Source organism: Saccharopolyspora dendranthemae (genome assembly GCF_007829955.1).
GTDB classification, from domain to species: domain Bacteria; phylum Actinomycetota; class Actinomycetes; order Mycobacteriales; family Pseudonocardiaceae; genus Saccharopolyspora; species Saccharopolyspora dendranthemae.
Map to the genome: position 1 here is coordinate 1,128,250 of NZ_VIWX01000002.1, position 22,671 is coordinate 1,150,920.

19 protein-coding genes are annotated in these 22,671 nt (G+C 70.2%); 9 read left to right on the top strand and 10 right to left on the bottom strand.

Annotation, left to right across the window (positions count from 1 at the left end):
• The first annotated feature begins 75 nt into the window (after positions 1-75).
• Complete coding sequence (locus tag FHU35_RS14005; RefSeq protein ID WP_145739371.1) at positions 76-1,014, top strand: CoA transferase subunit A; 939 nt, start codon at positions 76-78, stop codon at positions 1,012-1,014.
• A gap of 8 nt (positions 1,015-1,022) precedes the next feature.
• On the top strand, positions 1,023-1,781 hold the full coding sequence (locus tag FHU35_RS14010) for a CoA-transferase subunit beta (protein ID WP_145739373.1): 759 nt from the start codon (positions 1,023-1,025) through the stop codon (positions 1,779-1,781).
• 59 nt (positions 1,782-1,840) lie between these two features.
• Here the strand turns inward: FHU35_RS14010 and FHU35_RS14015 are convergent, their stop codons facing one another.
• Both FHU35_RS14015 and FHU35_RS14020 read right to left on the bottom strand, forming a co-directional pair.
• On the bottom strand, positions 1,841-3,088 hold the full coding sequence (locus FHU35_RS14015; RefSeq protein WP_186459414.1) for an SLC13 family permease: 1,248 nt from the start codon (positions 3,086-3,088) through the stop codon (positions 1,841-1,843).
• 32 nt (positions 3,089-3,120) lie between these two features.
• Positions 3,121-4,239, bottom strand: a complete 1,119-nt coding sequence (locus FHU35_RS14020) for a PrpF domain-containing protein (RefSeq protein ID WP_145739375.1) — start codon at positions 4,237-4,239, stop codon at positions 3,121-3,123.
• A 125-nt stretch (positions 4,240-4,364) separates the two neighbouring features.
• On the opposite strand from FHU35_RS14020, the gene FHU35_RS14025 reads away from it, so the two are divergent.
• The 3 genes from FHU35_RS14025 (at position 4,365) to FHU35_RS14035 (ending at position 8,551) form a co-directional block, all read left to right on the top strand.
• The gene (locus tag FHU35_RS14025; protein ID WP_145739377.1) at positions 4,365-5,312 is read left to right on the top strand and encodes a LysR family transcriptional regulator; all 948 of its coding nucleotides are present in this window, start codon (positions 4,365-4,367) and stop codon (positions 5,310-5,312) included.
• 75 nt (positions 5,313-5,387) lie between these two features.
• Positions 5,388-6,212 (top strand): HTD2 family dehydratase, encoded by an 825-nt coding sequence (locus FHU35_RS14030; RefSeq protein ID WP_246110288.1) that lies wholly within the window; start codon positions 5,388-5,390, stop codon positions 6,210-6,212.
• A 59-nt stretch (positions 6,213-6,271) separates the two neighbouring features.
• On the top strand, positions 6,272-8,551 hold the full coding sequence (locus FHU35_RS14035; RefSeq protein ID WP_145739382.1) for a molybdopterin-dependent oxidoreductase: 2,280 nt from the start codon (positions 6,272-6,274) through the stop codon (positions 8,549-8,551).
• A gap of 107 nt (positions 8,552-8,658) precedes the next feature.
• Here FHU35_RS14035 and FHU35_RS14040 read toward each other — a convergent pair whose 3' ends face one another.
• The 4 genes from FHU35_RS14040 to FHU35_RS14050 form a co-directional block, all read right to left on the bottom strand.
• Positions 8,659-9,579, bottom strand: a complete 921-nt coding sequence (locus tag FHU35_RS14040; protein WP_145739384.1) for an AEC family transporter — start codon at positions 9,577-9,579, stop codon at positions 8,659-8,661.
• Positions 9,580-9,763: 184 nt separating this feature from the next.
• Positions 9,764-12,919, bottom strand: coding sequence for an arabinosyltransferase domain-containing protein (locus FHU35_RS14045; protein WP_145739386.1), 3,156 nt, complete (start codon positions 12,917-12,919; stop codon positions 9,764-9,766).
• A gap of 227 nt (positions 12,920-13,146) precedes the next feature.
• Positions 13,147-13,272 carry a hypothetical protein gene (locus FHU35_RS30190; protein WP_281290238.1) on the bottom strand — a complete coding sequence of 42 codons (126 nt, stop codon included), beginning with the start codon at positions 13,270-13,272 and terminating at the stop codon, positions 13,147-13,149.
• A gap of 397 nt (positions 13,273-13,669) precedes the next feature.
• The gene (locus tag FHU35_RS14050; RefSeq protein WP_145739388.1) at positions 13,670-14,200 is read right to left on the bottom strand and encodes a hypothetical protein; all 531 of its coding nucleotides are present in this window, start codon (positions 14,198-14,200) and stop codon (positions 13,670-13,672) included.
• A 126-nt stretch (positions 14,201-14,326) separates the two neighbouring features.
• On the opposite strand from FHU35_RS14050, the gene FHU35_RS14055 reads away from it, so the two are divergent.
• Positions 14,327-14,878 (top strand): heme-binding beta-barrel domain-containing protein, encoded by a 552-nt coding sequence (locus FHU35_RS14055; protein WP_145739390.1) that lies wholly within the window; start codon positions 14,327-14,329, stop codon positions 14,876-14,878.
• A 129-nt stretch (positions 14,879-15,007) separates the two neighbouring features.
• Here FHU35_RS14055 and FHU35_RS14060 read toward each other — a convergent pair whose 3' ends face one another.
• Positions 15,008-15,211, bottom strand: a complete 204-nt coding sequence (locus tag FHU35_RS14060; RefSeq protein ID WP_125088080.1) for a cold-shock protein — start codon at positions 15,209-15,211, stop codon at positions 15,008-15,010.
• A 350-nt stretch (positions 15,212-15,561) separates the two neighbouring features.
• On the opposite strand from FHU35_RS14060, the gene FHU35_RS14065 reads away from it, so the two are divergent.
• Positions 15,562-16,674 (top strand): LLM class flavin-dependent oxidoreductase, encoded by a 1,113-nt coding sequence (locus FHU35_RS14065; protein WP_145739392.1) that lies wholly within the window; start codon positions 15,562-15,564, stop codon positions 16,672-16,674.
• On the opposite strand, the gene FHU35_RS14070 is transcribed toward FHU35_RS14065, so the two are convergent.
• Positions 16,675-17,295 carry an L-threonylcarbamoyladenylate synthase gene (locus tag FHU35_RS14070; RefSeq protein ID WP_145739394.1) on the bottom strand — a complete coding sequence of 207 codons (621 nt, stop codon included), beginning with the start codon at positions 17,293-17,295 and terminating at the stop codon, positions 16,675-16,677.
• Positions 17,296-17,448: 153 nt separating this feature from the next.
• Between FHU35_RS14070 and FHU35_RS14075 the strand changes: the two genes are divergently transcribed.
• On the top strand, positions 17,449-19,509 hold the full coding sequence (locus tag FHU35_RS14075) for a TRAP transporter permease (protein WP_145739396.1): 2,061 nt from the start codon (positions 17,449-17,451) through the stop codon (positions 19,507-19,509).
• Positions 19,499-20,479, top strand: a complete 981-nt coding sequence (locus tag FHU35_RS14080; protein ID WP_145739398.1) for a TAXI family TRAP transporter solute-binding subunit — start codon at positions 19,499-19,501, stop codon at positions 20,477-20,479. The genes FHU35_RS14075 and FHU35_RS14080 overlap by 11 nt, the downstream gene beginning before the upstream one ends.
• A 122-nt stretch (positions 20,480-20,601) precedes the next feature.
• On the opposite strand, the gene FHU35_RS14085 is transcribed toward FHU35_RS14080, so the two are convergent.
• Positions 20,602-21,225: an HNH endonuclease family protein gene (locus FHU35_RS14085; protein ID WP_145740048.1), complete on the bottom strand. Its 624-nt coding sequence runs from the start codon at positions 21,223-21,225 to the stop codon at positions 20,602-20,604.
• Positions 21,226-21,341: 116 nt separating this feature from the next.
• Positions 21,342-22,553 carry an MFS transporter gene (locus tag FHU35_RS14090; RefSeq protein ID WP_222429366.1) on the bottom strand — a complete coding sequence of 404 codons (1,212 nt, stop codon included), beginning with the start codon at positions 22,551-22,553 and terminating at the stop codon, positions 21,342-21,344.
• Positions 22,554-22,671: the final 118 nt, after the last annotated feature.

Consider the following 22,671-nt stretch of genomic DNA (forward strand, 5'->3'; position numbering starts at 1 on the left):
TTCGGTATTGGACCTGTCTCAATCCGGGGTGGCAGGCTGAGGCGCAGGCGGAGGACCGGAACCCCTGGGGGATCGATGTCGCAGGTCAGCAAGCCGGACAAGACGAGATCGATGCGGGACGCCATCGCCGAGTTCGTCACCGACGGCGCCACGGTGTCGCTGGAGGGCTTCACGCACCTGATCCCGACCGCGGCCGGGCACGAGATCATCCGGCAGGGACGCCGGGATCTGACCATCGCGCGGATGACCGCCGACGTCATCACCGATCAGCTCATCGCCGGTGACTGCGTGAGCGGGCTGATCTCCTCGTTCGTCGGCAACTCCACCGCCGGTTCGCTCGGCGAGCTGCGCCGGAGGGTCGAGGCGGGGGCGCTGGAGTTCTCCGAGCACAGCCACTACGGCATGATCTGCCGCTACCTGGCCGGGGCCCAGCGGCTGCCGTTCTACCCGCTGCGCTCCTACGCGGGCAGCGACGTCCCGGGCATCAACCCCGGCATCCGCAAGGTCACCTCGCCCTTCCCCGGGCCGGACGGCGGCGAGGAGCAGATCTACGTGGTGCCGCCGCTGAACCCGGACGTGACGATCGTGCAGGCGCAGCGCGCGGACCGGGCGGGCAACACCCAGATCTGGGGTCTCACCGGTATCCAGGCCGAGGCCGTCTACGCCGCGCGCAGGGCGATCGTGGTGGTCGAGGAGGTGGTGGCCGACGAGGTGATCCGCTCCGATCCCAACCGCACGGTGATCCCCGCGCACGCGGTGGACGCGGTCGTGGAGTGCCCGCGCGGTGCGCATCCGGCGTTCGTGCAGGGCTACTACGACCGCGACGGCGAGTTCTACCGCGAGTGGTCGCGGATCAGCGCCGACGAGACCCGGTTGCGGGAGTGGCTGGACGAGTGGGTGCTGGGCACCTCCGACCACTCCGAGTACGTCGCCAAGCTCGGTGAGCAGCGCTGGGAGGCCCTGGCCGTCGGCGAGGCGTGGAGCGAGCCGGTCAACTACGGCCGCAGGCTTTGAGGAGGATCATGTCGATCACGTCGTCGGAGCTGCTGGCTTCGGTCGCTTCACGCGAACTCGCCGGCGCGAACACGGTCTTCGCGGGGATCGGGCTGCCGACGCTGGCGGTGTCGCTGGCGCAGAAGACCGTGTCCCCGGACGTGGAGATCGTCTACGAGTCCGGGGTCTGCGGCGCGCATCCCGCGCAGCTGCCGGAGACGATCGCCGATGCCGTGCTCATCACCGATTCCGAAGCGGTGCTGCCGATGACCGCGCTGTTCGGGTACGTGCTGCAGGGCGGCCGGATCGACGTCGGGTTCCTGGGCGCCGCGCAGATCGACCGCTTCGGCAACCTCAACTCCTCGGTGATCGGCGACTGGCACGCCCCCGACGTCCGGCTGCCCGGTTCGGGCGGCGCCATGGAGGTCATGGCCAACTCAGGTGAGGTCTTCGTGGTGATGCGCCGCCACGATCCGCGCTCGTTCACCGCCGAGCTCGACTTCTGCACCTCCCCCGGCCCGGACCGCGCGATCGCCGACGGAATCCGCCCGCGCGGCAAGGGGGTCACCCGCGTCATCACCGAGCTCGGCATCCTCGCCCGCGACGACGTCGGCGAACAGCTGCGCCTGGTGGCCGTCCACCCCGGTGTCACGGCCGAGCAGGTCCGCGCGGCCACCGGGTGGGAGCTGCAGGTCGCCGACGACCTCACCACGATCACCCCGCCCTCGGAAGCCGAACTCCACCTCCTGCGCGACGAAGTCGACCCGGACCGCGTCTACCTGAGGTGACCGCGCGACGAGCGGGTGGCGCCTCTCGGAAGGCACCACCCGCTCGTCGCACCGGAGCCTCAGAACGCGTTGGGCAGCACCAGGAATCCCCACGCGAGCGCCGGACCCGCACCGACGATCCCGGCCGTGTACCCGATGATCTGCCGGTAGAAGCGCGCTTGGTCGACTCCCCTGGCGTTGCTGAGCACCAGGGCACCGTTGGTCGAGAACGGCGAGGTGTCCACGATCGTCGTGGAGACCGCCAGCGCGGCCACCAGTCCGGCCGCGCTCAGGTGGCTGGACAGCAGCAGCGGCACGGCGATCGGGATGATGGCGGTCAAGATCGCCGTGGAGGAGGCGAACGCGGACACGATCGCCACCACGAAGCACAGCAGCAGCGCCACGAACAGCGGTGCGCCCATGTCGGCCGCTCCGTGCGAGATCGCCTCGATCGTGCCCGCCTTCTCCAGGATCTCGACGTAGGTCACCATGCCCGCGACCAGCAGGATCGTGGACCAGCTGATGCCGTCGACGGCCTTGGCCTGGTTGCGGATGTCGATCAGCGTCAGCGCGGTGGCCGCCAGGAGCGCCAGGAACCCGATCTCCAGGTGGAACACCAACGCCCCGACGACCAGGCCGGCCAGCGCCACCAGCGTCACCGACTGGCGCCAGGTGATGCCCGAAGCGGCCTCGTCCTCGCCCTCGGTCGTGGCAGCCGCACCGCCACCCCGCCCGACACCGCCGAAGGCGAAGAAGGTGATCAGCGAGAGCAGCAGGTTGAACCCGAAGCTGGCCGCGAACAGCGCGGACGCCGAGATGTTCAGCGGCGTCTGCTCGACCATTCCCAGCACGAGCGCGCCGGACACCGCGATCGGGGAGAACGCCCCGGCGTGCGCACCGCTGATCACCATCATGCCGACCATGAGCTGGCTGAGCCCGAAGCGGTGGGCGAAGTTGAGGCCCACCGGAGCCAGCAGCGCCACTGCGGCCGGGGTGAACGTGCCGAAGGCCGTGAGCACCGCCGCAACGGCGAACAGCACCCACGGGATCAGCGCCGCCTTGCCCCGGACCAGCTTGATCCCGGTGCGGACGACCACGTCGATGGTTCCGTTGCGCTGGGCGACCGAGAACAGGTAGGTGACACCGACGATGGTGACGAACAGCGAGACGGGGAACCCTTCGAAGATCTCGTCCTCGCTGAGCCCGAGCGCGGAGGTCCCGACCAGGAAGGCCCCGACGAAGGCGAGGAGCCCGATGTTGATGGGCAACACCGTGGCCACCACGAACATGACGCCCAAGGCGCAGATGGAGATCATTTCAGCAGACATCGTTGTCCCATGCTCTTCGAGTTCGGCGAATGTTAGGCGGTGGCGAGGTCGGGCACCAGGAGGTCCGCCTCGCAGAGGATCCGGGCCGCGCGGCGCACGGTGACCCGTCGCGGCACCGCTCCGACGAGGTCGGTGCAGGTCACCTCGACGACCCCGGCGGGAGTTCCGATCCGCACCGTCTGACCGGACGCCGTGGCGACCTCGTGCACGACCGATTTCTCCTGCAGCGCGGCGACCGCCACGCCGACCGCGGAGGTGAGTCCGATGGCCGGGTGCGGCGAGTTCATCGACAGCATCCGGACCGACACGTCGTGGTCGGCGCGATCGATCTCGTCGCCCAAGGAGCTGCGGTACCCGCGCGGCTCGCCGACCAGGCCGATCTTGGGGATCGCGTCACCGGGATCGGTTCCCGGGCCGGTGAGTCCCATGAGGTCCGCAGCCCGTCCGCGCACCGCCCGCAGCGGCGCGACCAGGTCGCGCATCTCGGCGATGGTCTCGGCCCCGGTGCACCCGACCTCCGCAGCGTCCAGCAGCGCCACCGGTGCACCCGCGTCGATCAGGCTGGCCGTGACAGGGCGGCCGGCGAAGATCAGCTCGTCGACGACGCGGCCGGTGGGCATCACCGAACCGGTGCTGCGTCCCGCCGGGTCCAGGAAGGTGAGGCCGACGGCGACTCCGCCGGCGCGGGTGCCCGGTACCGTCTGGTCGCCGAACTCGTGGACCCTGCCACCGGCGGTGTCCACGACCGCTTCCAGCACCGCGCCGGTGTTGACGTTGCGCAGCCGGACCCGGGTCGCATCCCCGTTCACCGGGACGATCCCGCGGGTCACCGCCCAGAGCGCGATCGCGGTGGCGCAGTTGCCGCAGTTGCTGCCCCACTCGACGCGGCCGACACCGATGCCGACCTGCCCGAACAGGTACTCCACGTCGACGTCACCGGTCACCGCGCGACGCACCACGGCGGCCTTGGAGGTGGTGGGAGTCGCGCCTCCCACGCCGTCGAGCTGCACCGGATCGGCCGCGCCGTAGGCGCTGACGAGCAGGCCCTCCAGCTCGGCCGGAGCCGAATCGATCGTCGTCGGCAGCGACGACTCGTCGAACAGCCAGCACTTGCTGGTGCCACCGCGGACCAGCGTTGCGGGAACGTGCACCGGGAACTTCCTTCCAGAGCGGATCTTTCGGCGTTCACCGTGACCCGCGGAAGGGTTGAGTACAATGTCCGATGTCTAATCCCGACTTAAGCTCAGCTAACCCCTACTGAGCGGCGGAGGTGCCCGTGCTCGACGTCCGCAGGGTGTTGCTGCTGGTGGAGGCGGCCGAACGGGGCTCGTTGACAGCCGCCGCCGAGGCGCTCGCGATCACGCCCTCCGCCGCCTCGCAGCAGATGTCCCGGCTGGAGAGCGAGGTCGGCCAGCCGTTGCTGCACCGCCAGCCGCGCGGTGTCCGGCTGACCGACGCCGGAGCGGCACTGGCCGAGCGCGGCCGGTCGATCCGGCGCGAACTCCGGGCAGCGCAAGCGGATCTGGATTCCCTGATCACATTGGACAGAGGAACGCTGCGGCTGGGATCCTTCCCCACCGCCAGCGCTTCCCTGCTGCCGCTGGCCCTCACCCGGTTCTCCCGCAAGCACCCGGGCCTGCGGACCACGGTGCACTCCGCGCTGCTCGCCGACCTGCTGGAGCTGCTGCACACGGGCGAGATCGAGCTGGCGATGCTGTGGGACTACGAGTGGAACCGCATCCAGGACCCCGCGCTGGCGATCGACCACCTGCTGGACGACCCGACGGTGCTGGTCGTGCCCGCCAACTCGGAACTGCTCGACGAGCCCTCCATCGGGCTGGCCGACCTCGCCGACCACCAGTGGATCATCCGGGCCGACAACCACCCGGTGGCCGAGGTGCTGCGGCGCAGCTGCCGCCTGGCCGGGTTCGAGCCCATGATCTCCTACGAGTCCCAGGACTACCAGGAGGCGCAGGCGATGGTCGCGGCAGGGCTCGGGATCGCCATCGCGCCCCGGCTGGCGCTGACCAACCGGCGCAACGACGTGCGACTGCTCAACTTCGCCACCGACGTTCCCGCACCGACCCGGCGGATCCTGCTGGCGCGCATGGCCTACCGCGACCCGACCCCGGCTACCGTGGCGATGACCGAGATCCTGCACGCCGTCTCCCAGCGGTTCACCGACGACAACCTGCACCGCAGCCAGCTCGGCACGGTCCGCTGAGGACGCGGTCCCCAGCCGGCGCGCACTCGTGTTTGCATGGCCAGGTCAGCGGAAGAGCCCGAGGAGGAGGATTCGGTGCTGGAGGAATACCTGCGGGATTGGCGTCCGCGCCCGGTGGTCGAGCACGATTCCCTGGCGCCTGAGCAGTCCAGCGCGCTGGCCAACGCGCTGGAGACCTCGGCGCCGGTGGACGTCCTGCCGCCGCTGTGGCACTGGGTGCACTTCCTGTCCTGGCCACCGCACTCCGAGCTCGGTCCCGACGGGCACCCGCTGGCCGGTGACTTCCTGCCGCCGGTGCCGGACCGGCGCCGCATGTTCGCCGGTGGCCGGATCACCATCACCGAACCGCTGCGGCTGGGAGTGCCCGCCGAGCGCACCACCGAGCTGGGCGGTGTCACGGTCAAGCAGGGCCGGTCCGGCGAGATGGCCTTCGTCACCGAGCACCGCGAGATCCACCAGGACGGGCGGCTGCGCATCACCGAGGAGGTCGACTACGCCTACCGCAGCGGTGAGAGCGACACCAAGAACCCGACCCGGTTGCCGCCCACCGACTTCCCCGCTTCCGACGCCGCGTGGCAGCGGCGGTTCGCAGGCGATCCGACGCGCTTGTTCCGGTTCAGCGCGCTGACGGCCAACACCCACCGCATCCACTACGACGAGCCGTACTGCCGCGAAGTGGAGGCTTACCCGGGGCTGGTGGTGCACGGTCCGCTGCTGGTCCTGCTGATGACCGAGCTGGCGCGGGAGCACGGCGGCATCAGCGAGGTGTCCTACCGGCTTCGCCGCCCGGTCTTCTCCGGGGACCCGGTGCTGGTGTGCGGCGACGAGGACGGCGCGATGTCGGTGCGCTCCGACCAGGTCGCGGCGGAGGCGTCGGTGACGTTCACCGAGCCCCGGTAGCATCGCGAAGGACCATGAATTCGCAGGTCGGAACGCGCCCGGCCAGGAGAGGAACCGGGATGTCGACCGAGCAGTGGGTGCCGACGACCGCGCACTGGGGCGCCTACGAGGCCGCAGCCGACGGCAACGGCGGGGTCCAGGTCCGCCCGCATCCTGACGACCCGGCACCGTCGGCTCTGCTCGGCAACGTTCCCGGCATCGCCCGGCACACCACGCGCGTGCAGCGCCCGGCGATCCGGCGCGGCTGGCTCACCGGTGGTCCCGGGCCGTCGTCGCAGCGCGGCCGCGAGGAGTTCGTCGAGGTCGACTGGGACACCGCGCTCGACCTGGTCGCCGCGCAACTGGACCGGGTGCGCAACGAATCGGGCAACGAAGCGATCTACGGCGGCTCGTACGGCTGGAGCAGCGCCGGTCGCTTCCACCACGCGCAGAGCCAGCTGCACCGCTTTCTCAACACCATCGGCGGCTACACGGCCTCGCGGAGCAACTACAGCTTCGGCACCTCCGAGATCCTGCTGCCGCACGTGGTGGGCAGCTCGGCGGCCGTGCTCGGTTACGCCGACAGTTGGGCGACGGTGCGCGAGCACACGGACCTGATCGTCGCCTTCGGCGGTGTGCCGGTGAAGAACACCTCGGTCAACCCCGGCGGTGTGGCGCGGCACAGCACCGCCGCCGCGACGGCCGACCCCGGGGTGGAGGTCGCCTCGATCAGCCCGCTGGCCGACGACGCTCCCGGCGGCGGGCGCTGGTACTCGATCGAACCCGGCACGGACGTGGCCATGCAGCTGGCGCTGGGGCACGTGCTGCTCACCGAGGACCTGCACGACAGCGCGTTCCTGGAGCGCTGCTGCACCGGTTTCGACGTGTTCGCCGGTTACCTGCGGGGTGAATCGGACGGCGTGCCGAAGACGCCCGAGTGGGCCGCCGGGATCTGCGGTGTCGAGGCCGTCGACATCCGCGAGCTGGCCCGCCGGATGGCGGCGGGGCGGACGCTGGTGACCGTCACCTGGTCGCTGCAGCGCGCGGTGCGCGGTGAGCAGCCGGTGTGGGCCGGGATCGCGCTCGCGGCCATGCTGGGTCAGATCGGTTTGCCGGGCGGCGGTTTCGGGCACGGCTACGGCTCGATGGCCGATGTCGGCGGCGACGGCCCGGTGCTGCAGCTGCCGACGCTGTCGCAGGGGGCCAACCCGGTCGGCACGTTCATCCCGGTCGCGCGCATCGCCGACATGCTGCTGCACCCGGGAGCCGAGTACGACTACAACGGCACGCGGCTGACCTATCCCGACATCCGTCTGGTGCACTGGGCGGGCGGCAACCCCTTCCACCACCACCAGGACCTCACCCGGTTGCGCCGCGCGTTCGCCCGGCCGGAGACCGTCGTGGTGCACGAGACGCACTGGACGGCCACGGCCCGGCACGCCGACGTCGTGCTGCCGGCGACCACGACCCTGGAGCGCGAGGACCTGGGCGCGGGACGGCGTTCCACGCACCTCACCGCGATGCACCGCGTGCTCGACCCCGTCGGCGAGGCCCGCGACGACTTCACCATCCTGGCCGGGCTCGCCGAGCGGCTCGGCGTGCGCCGGCGCTTCACCGAGGGGCGCAGCGCTCGGGGATGGGTGGAGCACCTCTACACCCGGTGGCGCGACCAGCTCGCCCGCCAGGGCCACCACCTGCCGGAGTTCGACCAGTTCTGGAAGGCCGGGGAGGTCCGGCTCCCGCAGGTCCCGGAGGACCCGCCGCTGGTGCGCTTCCGGCGCGACCCCGAGCGGGACCGGCTGCACACGCCGAGCGGGCGCATCGAGCTGCACTCGGAGAAGGTCGCTTCCTTCGGGTATGACGACTGCCCCGGTCATCCCGCGTGGCTGCCCGCGGAACGCGGCGGAGCGCTGCACCTGATCGCCAACCAGCCTCGGACCCGGTTGCACGGGCAGGGCGACGTGGGCGCGGTCAGCCGGGATTCCAAGGTCGCGGGGCGCGAGCCGATCACGCTGCATCCCCGCGACGCCGATGCGCGCGGGATCGCCGAGGGCTCGGTGGTGCGGGTGTTCAACGATCGCGGGGCCTGCCTCGCAGGGGTCGTGCTCAGCGATCGCCTCCGGCCGGGTGTCGCCGTGCTCTCGACCGGTGCGTGGTTCGATCCGCAGCCCGACCCGCAGCACCCGGGCCAGGAGCTCTGCGCGCACGGCAACCCCAACGTCCTCACCGCCGACGTCCCCGCCTCCCGCCTCTCGCAGGGCTGCGCCGGCCAACGCACCCACGTCGACGTCGAGCCGGCCGAAAACCCCCTCCCCGACGTCAAGGCCCACACCCCTCCCCCGCTCACCCGGAGGCCGTGACCTCGCCCGCTCCCAGTTTTAGTCCAAACTGAGCCGACATTTCGGACATGATCATGGCTCGGTTATGACTAAAACTGGGACTTGCCGCGTCGTCCGGGCGGGAGGGATCAGCCCAGCAGGGCTGTGACTGTGACGAGGACCGGGACCGAGAGGATCGTGGAGAGCAGGATCGACTCGCGGGCCAGGCGGACGCCGACGTTGTACTTCGAGGCGTAGACGAACAGGTTCTGCGCGGCGGGAAGCGCCGAGATGACCACGGCGGCGAACAGCGGAGCCCCCTCCATCCCGAACAACCCCGCGCCGACCGACCAGGCGATCACCGGGTGCACGAACGACTTCAGCGCCACCGAGACCAGCACCGGCCAGCGCTCAGCACCCCCTGCCGGCAGCTGCGAGCCGCGCAGCGAGATGCCGAAGGCGAGCAGCACGGTGGGCACCGACAGGTGTCCCAGCAACGTCAGCGGCTCGGCGACCGGGACCGGGATTCGCCAGCCCAGCAGCGACAACGAGACGCCGAGCAGGGAGCAGATGACGATCGGGTTCCGGAAGGGCGCCAGTACCCGGACCCACACCGAGGACTGCTCGCCGGCCTGCGCGAAGTCGATGACCGTGAGCCCGATCGGCGTCATCACCAGCAGCTGGAACAGCATCACCGGGGCGACGAGGCTCGCGTCGCCGAGGACGTAGACCGCGACCGGGATGCCGAGGTTGCCTGCGTTGACGTAGCTGGAGCACAGCGCTCCGATGGTGGTGCGCCGGACGTTCCACCGCCGCCACAGCGCGATCAGCACGAACAGCCCGGCCGCCGCGACCGTGCTCAGCGCGGTGACCAGCAGCGGAGTGGAGAACAGCACGCGCACGTCGGATTCCGAGAGCATCTGCAGCAGCAGCGCCGGGGTGCCGACGTAGAAGGAGATCTTCGTCAGGACGTCGCGCCCGCTCTCACCGAGCACCTCGGTGCGCCCGAGCACGTAGCCGATCAGAACGATGGCGCCGATGACGCCGAAGCCCTGGATCACACCCGACACGACGCCTCCCCACGGGCACGCGGTCCACTGTGGAATCGCGCGCGAAGCCTCTGCGGTTCCTCAACGCGGCTTTCGACGCTCACCGCAGCCCCATCGCGCGGGCGCCGACACGTTAGCGACCCTAATCGATCACCCTCGCGAGCACGGTGCCCGAATGGCCACTCTCACACCGTGCGCAGCACCGTCAGCTCTCGTTGCCGACGATCGCCGGCTCCACCGTTCGCACGTCGGTCCTGCCGTCGGAGGTGGGGACCCCGCCCGGCAGCTTCACCGCATCGGTGAGCGGACCCGGGCTCCAGTCACCCCAGTGGGTCTCGCGCCGCACCTGCACCGCGGCCTCGGCGCCGACGGCGTCGGGGTTGTACGGGTCGACGACGTAGATCGCGCCCCAGTCCCGGTTCGGCGAACCGTGCAGGTAGGCGGGCATCTGGCGCACGCTGGCACCCACGTTGAGCCAGCCGAACGGCCCGCCGCCCGCGGGTGCCGACCAGCTCTGCCCCATGTCGCGCATGATCCCGCCGCCGGCGACCCGGAAGCGCGGCATCTCGAAGACGCCGTTCTCGATCTTCGCCGGCTGCAGGCACGGATGCACCAGCGCGGCCGGCCACTCGACGAAAGCGGGCTGGCTGCCGATCAGGTTCGTCATCGTGGTCAGCACCGGCGCGCGGGGCGCGCTGAAGGCGAGCCAGCCGCCCTCGTCGGTGCTCTGGTCCGCCGCCACGACCCGGACCTTCTGCGCCCCGCGCACGTCGACCCTCGCGTCCTGCCAGGAACCGCTGTCGAGCTTCAGGTCGCGGTGGCCGCTGATCTGGAATCCCCCGGGCAGGTCGCGACCCCACTCCACCCGCACGGCGTTCGCGCCGGTGGACGAGCCGGCGAACGCCATCACCACGGGAGTGGTGCCGTCGGCGGCCTGCGGAGGAACGTCGTACCAGGGGGTCCGGATCTCGCCCGTACCTGTCGCGTCCGCGTCGAAGCTCCCCCAGATCGGCGCGTCGTCACCGCCGTAACCGAACGGCGGGGCGAACTCCGCCCTGTCGGGATAGCCGAAGCGGTGGAATCCCTGCTGCTCGTCGTGCAGGTAGTCGGGCGGCTGGGCGGCATCGCTGGACACGCGCGGCTGCGCGGCGGAGGGGGTGAGGATTCCCTTGCGCGGGTCGGCTTCGACGTCGATGTAGTCCGACAGCCCGCAGCTGCGGCCCGCGATCTGCTTGATGTTGTCCAGGCCGAGGCTGTAGCTGTCGCGCTGCTTCTCGATGCCGACGGTGAACAGCCCGACCTCGACGATCAGGCACAACGCGCAGGTGATGGTCAGCGGCGCCGCACCCAAGCTCAGCACCCGCTTGCGGGCGGTCGGCGTGAGCACCGGTGGCTCGTCGTGGCGCACGTGCTCGATGAAGGCCACGACCAGCCCGAGGAAGCCGATCGCCAGGAACGCGGTGCTGGCGCTGCGCCCGTCGAGGCTCGGCGCCTTGTCGAACCACGGCACGCCCCAACCGGAGACGTACCACCAGGAGTTGGTCCCGGTGACCGACAGCGCGCACACGACCATCAGCCCGGCGAAGAACCCGGCCCGGTTGCGCCGCGAGCGCAGCACGGCGGCGCTGGTGGCCAGCGCGGTGAGCGCCGCCAGCACCGCGCCGATGGCGGCGAACACGCCGAAGTGGTGGGTGTGCTTGGTCGGAGTGGCCGCCAGAACGGCGAAGCTCAGCACCGCGATGGCCAGCATGCGGCGGCTCGGCCCGAGCGCAGCGCCGCGGATCTTGCCGCGCCGCAGGAAGACCACACCGCTGGCGGCGATGCACAGCATCAACAGCAGCACCGGGAAACGCCTGGTCAACGATCCGTCGGGCCACTTGTCGAACAACTTCTCGTAGCGCCCGAGCTCTTCGTACCAGGAGTCGTTCGGGCCGAACTCGGTCTTGAGCTCGACGGAGTCCAGCACGGACTGCAGGGTCTGGTCGAAGAACACCCCGACCAGGATCACCAGACCGGCCGCGGCGATCGGGGCGAGCACCGGCAGCGCGCCGACCTCTCGGATGCGCCGCGACAGCAGGCGCAGCAGCGGCTTGGAGGCTGCGAGGAACGGCAGCGCCGCGACCATGCCGTGGGGGTTGGCGCCCAGCCCCAGCGCCGCGGCCAGCAGGCCGAGGGCTGCCGGGGTCAACCGGCCGGTGGCCACCGCGCGCTCCACCGCGCACACCGACAGCAGGAAGAACACCACCACGACCGGTTCCGGGCGGAGTCCGTTGTTGTAGGGGAGCCAGAAGGCGAGGAAGACGGCGGCGGCGGCCCAGCCCGCGGACTCGCTGCGCCGGACCTGCTGGCCCAGGCGGGGAAGCACGCCGCGGCTGAGCAGCAGCCAGCTGACGACGCCGAGGAACAGCGCGGGCAACCGCACCCACGGGGTGGCTGCGGAGATCTGCACCCACACCGCGTAGATCTCGTAGAACCAGCCGAACGGCGATTCCGGGTTGCCGAACCAGCGGAAGTAGTTGGTGACGTACCCGGCGTCCGGCGCTGCCCGCAGCATGGTCAGGATGTAGCCGTCATCGGCGGTCATGGCGCCGATCAACCACCACACGGCCAGGGCCGCGAACACCACGAGGTCGCGCACGCCCAGGCGCCACCACCCGACCGGCAGGCGACGCACGGGGTTGCGGACCTCGAGCTTGCGCAGCGCGAGCACCGCGCCGAGGAAGCTCAGCACGGCCAGCACCATCGCGGTGGTCTTCAGCAGCGTGGGAGTGGTGGAGAAGCGGGTGTCGACCCCGGCCTGGAAGTCCAGTCCGCGCACGTCGTCGCGCTGCTCGTCCAGCTGCGAGTAGATGCCGGTGAGCTGCGGGCGCTGGTCACCCCCGACCGAACCGATCGGAACGCCGGCGACGTCGGCCTTGGTCTGCCCCGCATCGGAGCTGATGGTGATCGCGCAATCGCCTGCAGGCAGGGCGGTCGAGCCGACCTGGTGACCGCGGGAGAAGAAGTTGACCTGGCCGTTGTCGACCTGGAGCGTCAGGCCGGTGGTGCCGCCGTAGGTGCCCGAGGGCGCGTTGGTGGCCAGCAGCTCGCCGGCCCCGTTGATCCGGGCGTCGAGGTCGCGGGCGGACGCGCAGGGCACGGTGGCGTTGAGCCAGAGCGGCGCGTGGCTGACCAGCGGCGCGGACACCGAGCGGGTGCCCTCGGCGGTCGGCCAGCGCAGGGTCGTGGTGTCGTGGTTGACGGGCAGCAGCGGCACGGCCACCGCCAGCAGCGCCGACAGCAACCCGAGGACCGCGGCCGCGACACGCGCACGTCGCCGCGCCGGGTCACGACGCGTGAACCGCGTCGAACGCTGCCTCACGCGCTCGCCACCTAACCTCGCAGGACTTGCTCCTCGCAGAGCTTAAACGGTGACGTCGGACCGTCTGTCCCTGGCGGGGCGACAACGATGGAGCGAGGCCTCGTCAGGTGGGCACCGGGACAGCGTTGCGCACCCCGGCCGGTTGATCGGCACCCGCTGCGGTGTGTCGAACCGGAGTCCGGGATCCCGCCACTCGCACCGCTGCGCGGTCAGACCGCGGACGAGGATCAGGCCGCCAACGCCGGCTCCAGGTCTCCGGTCATCGGGTTTCGGCGGGCGTCGAACAAGTACCCGACCCAGAAACCGATGACTCCCGCACCAACGACAGCCAACGTTCCGACAGCACGCACCATGGGAGCTTTCCTCTTCTCAGCGGCGCCCGATCCACTGGACCCGACCTTTCGCTTTCAAGGGGAATGCTCAACCCGCCGGGTAGCAGCGCCGTATCACGAACGATAACCGGCCGTAAATTGACCGACCACGCCACCCCTCGGAAATATCCCATCACGGACCGTCATTCCGGTCACCCGCTAATGGAGTAGTCCGAGCTCGTTGGTGTCCGCCACCAGGGCCTTCGTGAGCTGCCCGCATCCGATGCGTCGGAGCGCGCGCCCGAATCGCCACCCGCTCGTAGTCGTCGCGATGACGCGGATCACTTTCTTCCGGTTGTCCTATGTCACTCTCCCGGGCGCGCATTGCGAAACCGGCCCGGAATTGCCGGTCGCCCCGAGCCCCGGAAAGGCGTCGAGATCAAATGTTGATCTGCGCCAGACCGCGTTCGTCACGGGCCACCTCGGGCCACGGCTCGCGGGCCGCGGCGAGGATCTTCGCCGCGGCTTCGGCGATCTCCTCGGCAGCCGCGGCCATCGCGGCCACGTCGCCGGCGTGCTCCTCGGGTTCCAGCCCCGCCCGGCGCAGCAGCGGGGTGAGATCCCCGAGCGCACGGGTCATCCAGCCGATCGGGTCGGCGGACAGTTCGGCGTCGAAGACGCGGTCGCCGGGCTCGCCGTCGGACATCTCCGGGTGCCAGTGAATCCGGTCGGCCGCGCGCGGGGCGGATTCCAGCAGGTCGAAGCGGCAGATCCCGCGGCTGAGCCACGCCGCCCTGGAGGAGTAGATCGAGCCGGCCTCGGCCGATTCCGACAGGCCGCGCAGCTCGAGGCGGACCCCGCGCTCGCGAACGCCCGGTTCACCGGCGCGCGCGGGGTCGGCGAAGTCGACGCCCTCCACGGTCACCGCGAGCTTCTGGAAGCAGTAGATCCGATACACACCGGAAGACAAGCACAGCACCGCACGCGGCGACAAGGATGATCACCGGTCGCACCCTGGGTCCACAGTGGATTTCCCAGATGCCGGTACGGGCGTGCCGATGCGATCGGTGCCCGCTGCGGCTTCTAGGCTGCCGGGGTGAGCACCCCCGAGGAATTCGCGCGCCAGCCGATCCCCGCCGACACCGCCGACCTGCGCGACGGGCCGCCGCTGAACGACGCGTGCGCGCCGCTGCGGGATCTGATCGGGGTGTGGCAGGGCGAGGGCGAGGTGAACTACCCGACCATCGACGGCCCGTTCCGCTTCGGCCAGCAGGTGACGATCTCGCACGACGGCCGCCCCTTCCTCCGCCACCAGGCCCGCGCCTGGCTGCTCGACGCCGACGGGAACGTGCTGCGCCCGGCGGCCTGGGAGACGGGCTGGTGGCGCCCCGGCGCCGAGGGGCGTCTGGAGCTGCTGCTGACCCACGCCACCGGACTGCTCGAGATCTTCTACGGCAGCGCGGAGACCGGGCGCTGGGACCTGGAGACCGAGACGGTCCTCGGGACGGCGACCGCCAAGGACGTCCGGGCTGCGCAGCGCTCGTACGTGCTGCGCGGCGACGTCCTCGACTACGCCGAGAGCCGGGAGATGGTCGGCGAACCGATGACCCCGCACGTCTCCGCCGCGCTCCACCGCGCGACCCGCTGAACCGCAAGAAGCCCCGCACTCGAGAAGGAGTGCGGGGCTTCTTGTCTGCGGGCCGTGTGACCGGCTCTGTGAAGTGGAAGGGCCTACCTCACGAGGCGGGCCTTTCCGGTATTACGTGAGACGCCGTGCTCAGATGACGCGGACGTCGGCCGCCTGCGGGCCCTTCGGACCCTGGCTGACCTCGTAGCTCACCTTCTGGTCCTCATCGAGGCTGCGGAAGCCGCGGGCGTCGATGGCCGAGTAGTGGACGAACACGTCCGGGCCACCGTCGTCCGGGGCGATGAAGCCGAAGCCCTTTTCCGAGTTGAACCACTTCACGGTTCCCTGTGCCATGCTTGCTCTCTCCTTCTGGGAGCCGGTACTACAACAGCCCGTCACACTGCGTGACGACCTGGGTCGCTGATCGAACGGCGACTTGTCCAGCTACAACCAGAAAGCAGCACGCTCGCATCACCATCCTGCGAGTGTGCGCGAACACGACCCCAGAAAAATACGACCGCCACGGAGACTACACGGTCCCTCGTGGACACGTCTGCCTCTATCGCCCGGGCGTGTTGTGACCGGCCCCACATTTCGACCGGCCGTCGCGAGTGCGTTCCCAGTCCGATTCCGTGAAGAAGAGGATCTTGCCCGGTCCCTTTGATTCGAGGTGAAATCGATTCACAATCGAATGAGGAGGGCGGATGTCCGGCACGTTGCTCACCAGCCGGGAGTTCAAGCTCGGCTTGTTCTCCCCGAACTGCTCCGGCGGTCTCGCGATCACCACCATCGCCGACAGGTGGGGCGCCGGCTGGGCCGACAACCTCGCGCTCGCCCGGCTCGCCGACGACGCCGGGATCGACTTCATCCTGCCCATCGCCCGCTTCATCGGCTATCCCGGGAGCTCCGGGTTCCACGAGAGCGTCCTCGAACCCGTCCCGTGGGCCGCGGGACTGCTCGCCGCGACCCGGCGGATCACGATCTTCGCGACCGTGCACACCGCCTTCAACCACCCCGTGGTCAGCGCGAAGCAGCTGGCGACGCTCGACCACGTCGGCGAGGGCAGGGCCGGGCTCAACGTGGTGGCGGGCTGGAACGAACCCGAGTACCGGGCGATGGGCCTGGAACTCCCGGAGTCCCACGACGACCGGTACGCCCTGGCGCAGGAGTGGTGGGACCACGTTCGCGCGCTGTGGATCCGCGAGGGCACGTTCGACCTCTCCGGCAGGTTCTTCGATCTCGAGGGTGTCAGGGCCGCCCCCAAACCGGTCAACGGGACGCTGCCGATGATCAACGCCGGCTCCAGCCCGCAGGGGCGTGCGTTCGCCGCGCGCAACGCCGACTTCGTGTTCACCGCGATCGACGGCCCGGACCACGCCGCCGAGGTCGTCGTCGAGCTGCGGCAGGACGCGCGCACCCGGCACGGTCGCGACGTCGGCGTGATGGCACCGGCGTTCGTGGTGTGCCGCAAGACCCGGGCCGAAGCTGAGGAGTTCCTGCGGCACTACGCGGAGGAGAGCGCGGACTGGGAGGCCGTCGACGAGCTGATGCGGCTGCAGGGGATGTACGCGCAGTCCTTCGCCACCGACATCATGGACACCCTGCGCACCCGCTTCGCCGCCGGGCACGGGACGTGCCCGCTGATCGGCACCCCGCAGGAGGTCGCCGACGAGATCGCCCGCTACGCCGAAGCGGGACTCTCGGGAATGGCGCTGGCGTTCCTGGACTACATCGACGAGCTCGAGTACTTCGTCTCCGAGGTGCTGCCGCGCCTGGAGGCCAGGGGAATCAGGATTCCGGCGACCGAGCGCGCCTGATCACTCGAACCGCGACGGGTCGCCCGCACCGACCCGCACCACCTCGGGCTCGTCGGTGGAGAAGTCGACGACCGTGGTGGGTTCGACGCCGCAGTCACCGGAGTCGATGACGGCGTCGAGCACGTGGTCCAGCTCGTCCTTGATCTGCCAGCCCTGCGTCAGCGGCTCCTCCTCGCCCGGCAGCAGCAAGGTGCTCGAGAGCATCGGCTCCCCCAGCTCCGCCAGCAGCGCCTGAGCGGCGACGTGGTTCGGGATGCGCACGCCGACGGTCTTCTTCTTCGGGTGCAGCAGCCGGCGCGGGACTTCCTTGGTGGCGGGCAGGATGAAGGTGTAGCTGCCCGGCGTGGACGCCTTGATCGCGCGGAAGACCGCGTTGTTGATGATCACGAACTGGCCGAGCTGCGCGAAGTTCTGGCACACCAGCGTGAAGTGGTGCCGGTCGTCGAGGTTGCGGATGGAGCGGATCCGGTCCATGCCCTCCTTGTTCCCGAGCTGGGCGCCGAGTGCGAAGCAGGAGTCCGTGGGGTAGGCGATCAGTCCGTCGCCCCGCAGGATGTCCACCACCTGGCCGATCGAGCGAGGCTGCGGGTTGTCCGGGTGCACGTCGAAGTACTTCGCCATGCGGACAAGCATAGGAGCCGTGTCACGGTTGCGTACCGCAGCCGCACCCGGCGAGTCGATCTCTGGACATCCCCCGTTCGCCCACGCATCCTGTTGCCCCGGGAAGTGACCTCGGTTACATCCCGGCCGGAAAACGGGCCGAAGGGGCGAAGCATGAGCCGGGCGACGCGGCCTGAGCGCGAACGACTTCCCGAGGACTCCACCGACACCGGCGGGATCGCCGCGAGCCACGATGAGGAGAAACCGGCCCGCCGGCTCTCCCGCCGGCCGGAACTGCTGGTGTACCTGACGGCCCTGGCGGTCGCGCTGCTGGTGCTGCGGCAGGTTTTCTTCCCGCTGACCAAGGGCAACCAGTTCTACCTGGTCATCTTCCTGGGATGCACGCTGCCGCTGGTGTTCCTGTCCTACCGCCCCGGCGGCAGGCGGGGATCCGCCGATCGCGACGACCCGAGCTGGTACGACTGGGCGCTGTCCGCGCTCGCGCTGCTCGTGGGCTTCTACCCGGTGCTGCCGTTCGCTTCCGGGGGCTTCGACGAGTTCCTCGACCGGCAGGGCAGCTTGTCCACCTTGGACGTGCTGGCCGGTTCCCTGTTGCTGCTGCTGGTCCTGGAGGCGACCCGGCGCACCACGGGCTGGATCCTCCCGGTGATCTGCACCGCCTTCGTCGGTTTCGCCTACTACGGCGGATTCCTCCCGCAGAACTGGGGAATCGCGCACGCGGGAGTCGACTTCGGGCAGATCATCAACGCGCTCTACAACGACGCGAGCGGGTTCTACGGCACTCCCCTGGACGTCGCGGCCAGCTACATCGTGCTGTTCACGCTCTACGGCGCGGTGTTGTCGGCGTCCGGGGCCGGGCAATTCTTCGTCGACTTCTCCTTCGCCGCGTTCAAGCGCTCGCGCACCGCTCCCGGCCGGACCGCTGTGCTGTCGGGCTTCCTGCTGGGCACCGTGTCCGGATCCGGAACCGCCACGGCGGTCAGCCTGGGATCGATCACCTGGCCGATCCTGCGCCGAGCCGGGTACCCGCAGGAGAACGCCGGTGGACTGCTGGCGGCGTCGGGCATCGGGGCGATCCTCTCGCCTCCCACTCTCGGGGCGGCCGCGTTCATCATCGCCGAGTACCTGCAGACCTCGTACCTGACCGTGCTGATCTGGGCGTGCGTCCCGACGCTGCTGTACTACCTGGGCATCGTGTTCTCGGTGGAGGCCGACGCACGCCGGTTCGGAGCCAAGAGCGTGGACACCGAGCACGGCAGCCCGTGGAAGCTGCTGCTGCGCGGCGGTTACCACTTCCTGTCGCTGGCGATCATCGTGGTGTTCCTGGCGATGAACATCCCGCCGTTCGCCGCCGTCGTCTACGCCACCGGTGTCGCCGCGCTGTTCGCGCTGGCCTCCCACCTGGTGCGCGGCACCGACGGTCCGGGACGGGCGGTGCTGAGCTGGGCCCGGAGCATCGTCGACGCGCTGTCGATCGGCGTGCGCGGTGCGCTTCCGGTGGTGGCGGTGTGCGCGGCGGCCGGGGTCATCACCTCCACGATCACCAAGACGGGCCTCGGTCAGGAGCTCGCCGACGCGCTGGTGCAGGCCGCGCACGCGCTCTCGGCGGATCCGACGGTGATCCTGGTGCTGACCGTGGTGTTCTCGGCGCTGGCGGTCGGGGTGCTGGGCCTGGCGGTGCCCGTGACGGCGTCGTTCATCATCGCCTGGGTGGTCATCGGTCCCGCGCTGGGCGAACTGGGCGTGGCCGACGCCGAGCGGGCGATGTTCATCTTCTACTACGCGGTCCTGTCAGAGGTCACGCCGCCGACCGCGCTGGCTGCGGTGGCCGCTGCGGCGATCACCGGTGGTCGCGTGATCCCCACGATGATGCAGGCCTGGAAGTACACGCTTCCCGCGTTCCTGGTGCCGATCGCGTTCGTGCTCACCGACAACGGCTCGGCGCTGCTGCTGCAGACCGACCCGGTGACGGTGCTGTGGGTGCTGGCCGCCTCGGTGGTGGCGGTGGGCGCGTTGAGCGTGGTCACCGGCGGCTGGTTGTTCGGCCCGGTGTCGCCGCTGGTGCGCGTGCTGTTCGCGCCGGGCGCGCTGTGCCTGCTCTACCTCGAACCCCCGGTGGTGGCCGCGGGTCTCGGTTTCTGCGTGCTGGGCGCGCTCGCTCAGCTGGTGTTGCGCCGCAAGGCGACGTCCGAGGAGGAACTCGATGCGGATTAGGGCATTGCTGGCGACGACTGCCGCGGCGGCGCTGGTGCTCACCGGCTGCGGCGGCAAGCAGGTGCAGGAGGCGCCCGTCGGTCAGGCGGCGTCCTGCGAGGCCGGGGACGGGCGGTTGACCCTCGCCACCGGCAACACCGGCGGCGTGTACTACGTGCTCGGCGGCGGGCTCGCGCAGGTGATCAACCAGAACACGGCGCTGCGCACCACCGCGGCCGAAACCGGCGCGTCGGTGCAGAACATCCAGCAGCTGACCGCGGGCGATTACGACATCGCCTTCACCCTGGCCGACACCGCTGCCGACGCGGTCGCGGGCAAGGACGCCTTCGACGGGAAGCCGCAGGCGATCCAGGCGCTGAGCAGGATCTACCCGAACTCCACGCACGTGGTGGTCAAGGCGGACTCCGGCATCAACAGCATCGCGGACATGCGCGGCAAGCGGATCTCGACCGGGTCGCCGAAGTCGGGCACCGAGGTCATCGCCAACCGGCTGCTGCAGTCGGCGGGCCTGAACCCGAGCGCCGACGTCCAGGCCCAGCGGCTGGCGCTGGGCAAGTCGGTGGACGGCATGAAGTCGGGCACGATCGACGGGCTGTTCTGGTCGGGCGGGCTGCCGACCCCGGAGATCACCGACCTGACCACGACGCTGGGCGGTGCGGTGAAGTTCGTCGACATCACTCCGCAGCTGCCCGCGCTGAACCAGATCAGCCCGGTCTACGAGCAGGGCACGATCCCGGCCGCGACCTACGGCTTGCCCGCCGACGTGCCGACGGTGGAGGTGCCGAACCTGCTGGTGGTCCGGGACGACTTCCCCGCCGGCAACGCCTGTGCGCTGACGAGGCTGCTGTTCGACAAGAAGGCCGAGCTGGAGGCCGTGCACCCGGCGGCGAAGCAGATCAACCGCGACGAAGCGACCAAGACGGACCCGGTCCCCCTCCACCCGGGCGCGAAGCAGGCTTTGGGCGGCTGAGCGCGGAGCAGCCCAGTTTTAGTCCAAACTGAGCCGACATTTCGGACATGATCATGGCTCGGTTTGGACTAAAACTGGGAGCTGCCGACCACGGGCGACGGCGCACGCCTCGCCCGAGGTGCTCACTTGCAGGTCGCGAGCATGTCCGTCAGGGACTTCTTCTCGGCGTCGGTGACCGTCAGCTCGTAGGTCTTCTTCACCGTGATCCAGTCCGTGGCGTAGACGCACCACTGGCCCTGGGCGGTCGGCTTCCAGGTCGACGGGTCCTGGTCGCCCTTGCTGCGGTTGGAGCTCGAGTCGACCGCGACCAGCTGCGGGATACTCATGTCGTTGGCGAACTTCTGGCGCTTGGCGTCGTCCCACTTGTTCGCGCCGCTGCGCCACGCGTTGGCCAGCGGAACCATGTGGTCGATGTCGATGCCCTTGGCACCGCTGACCTTGTCGCCGGTGTAGAGGCTGGTCCACGACCCGGAGGTGACCTCGCAGGCGCTGTTGGACTTGATGCTCTCACCGTCGCGGGCCAGGACCGCTTCGCGCGTGTTGCAGTTCTTCCCGGCGTCCGGTTGCGGGATCCAGTGCTTGAACTTCTCCCGCGAGTACCCCGTCATCGAGCCCGCCGCGGCGACGTCGAGCTCGGCGAGCTGCTCGCTCGCGGGGCCGGTGGCCGCGCTGACCTTCGAGTCCAGCAGGCCGGATTCGAAGACGAGCCACATCGCTCCGAGCAGCACCGCCGCCACGACCGACATCCAGACCGGTTTCTTGCTAGCCGACACCTGACTCCCCCTTCTCGGAAAGGTGTTCGACCAATCTGATCATCCGGGGCGCCCAGCGATCACTCCACCACGTGGGTTGTGTGTCTCAGCTAACGCTCAGCCGTGAGAGCGGGCCGCTTCGGCACGTACCGCGGCGTGTAGCGCAGCAGCAGGCCCGCTCCGAGGAACCCGAGGACGCCCATTCCGACGCCTGCGACGGCGACACCGGCGACGGCGGTGAGCCCGGAGATGATCAGCGGCCCCGCGGCCTGGCCGAAGTCGCCGGTGAAGCGCCAGGCGCCGAGGAACTGGGCGGGTCCGGGATGCGGCGCGAGGTCGGCGCCGAGGGTCATGATGATGCCGCTGCTGGTGCCGTTGGCCAGTCCCAGCAGGATCGCGATCGCCGCGAAGGTGGGCACGTCGGAGACGACGAACAGCAGCACGTGGCCGATGGCCAGACCGGTCATCGATGGCGCGGCCGCCCACAACCGGCCCCAGCGGTCCATGATCTGCCCGGAGGAGTAGGACAGCGCGAAGTCGACGCCCCCGGCGATGCCGATGATCAGCGCCGTGGCCGACGGCGGCAGTCCCGCGGCGACCGCGACCACCGGCAGCACCACGTTGCGGGAGGCGCGCAGTCCGCCGAGCAGCGCGGCGCAGGTGCCCATCCGCAGGAGCACGCCCCGGTGGCGCGTCATGGTGGAGAGCAGTCCGTCGTGGGTCTGGCGGTCTCCGGCGTCATCGGCGCCGGAGAGGTCGCCGGTGCACAGCAGGAGCAGCAGCGTCGCCACCGCGAACCCGATGTGCACCAGGAACACCACGCGCTTGTCCGGGCTGATCGCCAGCACCAGCGAGGACACGAACGGGCCGATGAAGTAGCCGGCGCGGAACAGGCCGCCGAGCACGCTGAGCGCTCGGGCACGGAAGCGGAGCGGGACGCTGGTGGTGATGAACGCGTGCCTGGCCAGCGCGAACACCGCGGTGGCCAGTCCGACGAGGAAGACGCTGGCGCCGAGCGCCCACGGGTTGGTGGAGAAGTAGCAGCCGAGCAGTCCGGCGATGGACACCAGCGAGGCGAGGATCATCGCGGTCCGCTCGCCGAGCCGGTGCACCAGCGCTCCGCTGGGAAGATCGCCCACGAGCTCGCCCACCATGATCATGGCGGCGATCAGGCCGAGAGCGCCGAGACCGGCGCCCTGGTCGGCGGCCACCAGCGGGATCATCGGCAGGATCGCGCCCTCGCCGGTCGCGAACAGCAGCGTCGGCCCGAAGGCCGCGAGCGCAACGGTTTTCAGCTCGAACGGTTGCTTCCCCTCGGTCACGCTGCGTTGACACCCCACCACGAGATTGGCTCGACCACCGGCTCTCCGATCACCCTTGCACGCCAGGACCAGGGCCGGAACACGCGCGCCCCGCGAAACCCCTTCGCACGAGGTGAAG

Coding starts and splice junctions, on each gene's coding strand:
- FHU35_RS14015 (WP_186459414.1), bottom strand. CDS start 3,088: ATGTCTGCTGAAATGATCTCCATCTGCGCCTTGGGCGTCATGTTCGTG.
- FHU35_RS14005 (WP_145739371.1), top strand. CDS start 76: ATGTCGCAGGTCAGCAAGCCGGACAAGACGAGATCGATGCGGGACGCC.
- FHU35_RS14080 (WP_145739398.1), top strand. CDS start 19,499: ATGCGGATTAGGGCATTGCTGGCGACGACTGCCGCGGCGGCGCTGGTG.
- FHU35_RS14010 (WP_145739373.1), top strand. CDS start 1,023: ATGTCGATCACGTCGTCGGAGCTGCTGGCTTCGGTCGCTTCACGCGAA.
- FHU35_RS14075 (WP_145739396.1), top strand. CDS start 17,449: ATGAGCCGGGCGACGCGGCCTGAGCGCGAACGACTTCCCGAGGACTCC.
- FHU35_RS14065 (WP_145739392.1), top strand. CDS start 15,562: ATGTCCGGCACGTTGCTCACCAGCCGGGAGTTCAAGCTCGGCTTGTTC.
- FHU35_RS14035 (WP_145739382.1), top strand. CDS start 6,272: ATGTCGACCGAGCAGTGGGTGCCGACGACCGCGCACTGGGGCGCCTAC.
- FHU35_RS14070 (WP_145739394.1), bottom strand. CDS start 17,295: ATGGCGAAGTACTTCGACGTGCACCCGGACAACCCGCAGCCTCGCTCG.
- FHU35_RS30190 (WP_281290238.1), bottom strand. CDS start 13,272: ATGGTGCGTGCTGTCGGAACGTTGGCTGTCGTTGGTGCGGGAGTCATC.
- FHU35_RS14060 (WP_125088080.1), bottom strand. CDS start 15,211: ATGGCACAGGGAACCGTGAAGTGGTTCAACTCGGAAAAGGGCTTCGGC.
- FHU35_RS14085 (WP_145740048.1), bottom strand. CDS start 21,225: ATGTCGGTCGTGGCGGCGGTGCTGCTCGGAGCGATGTGGCTCGTCTTC.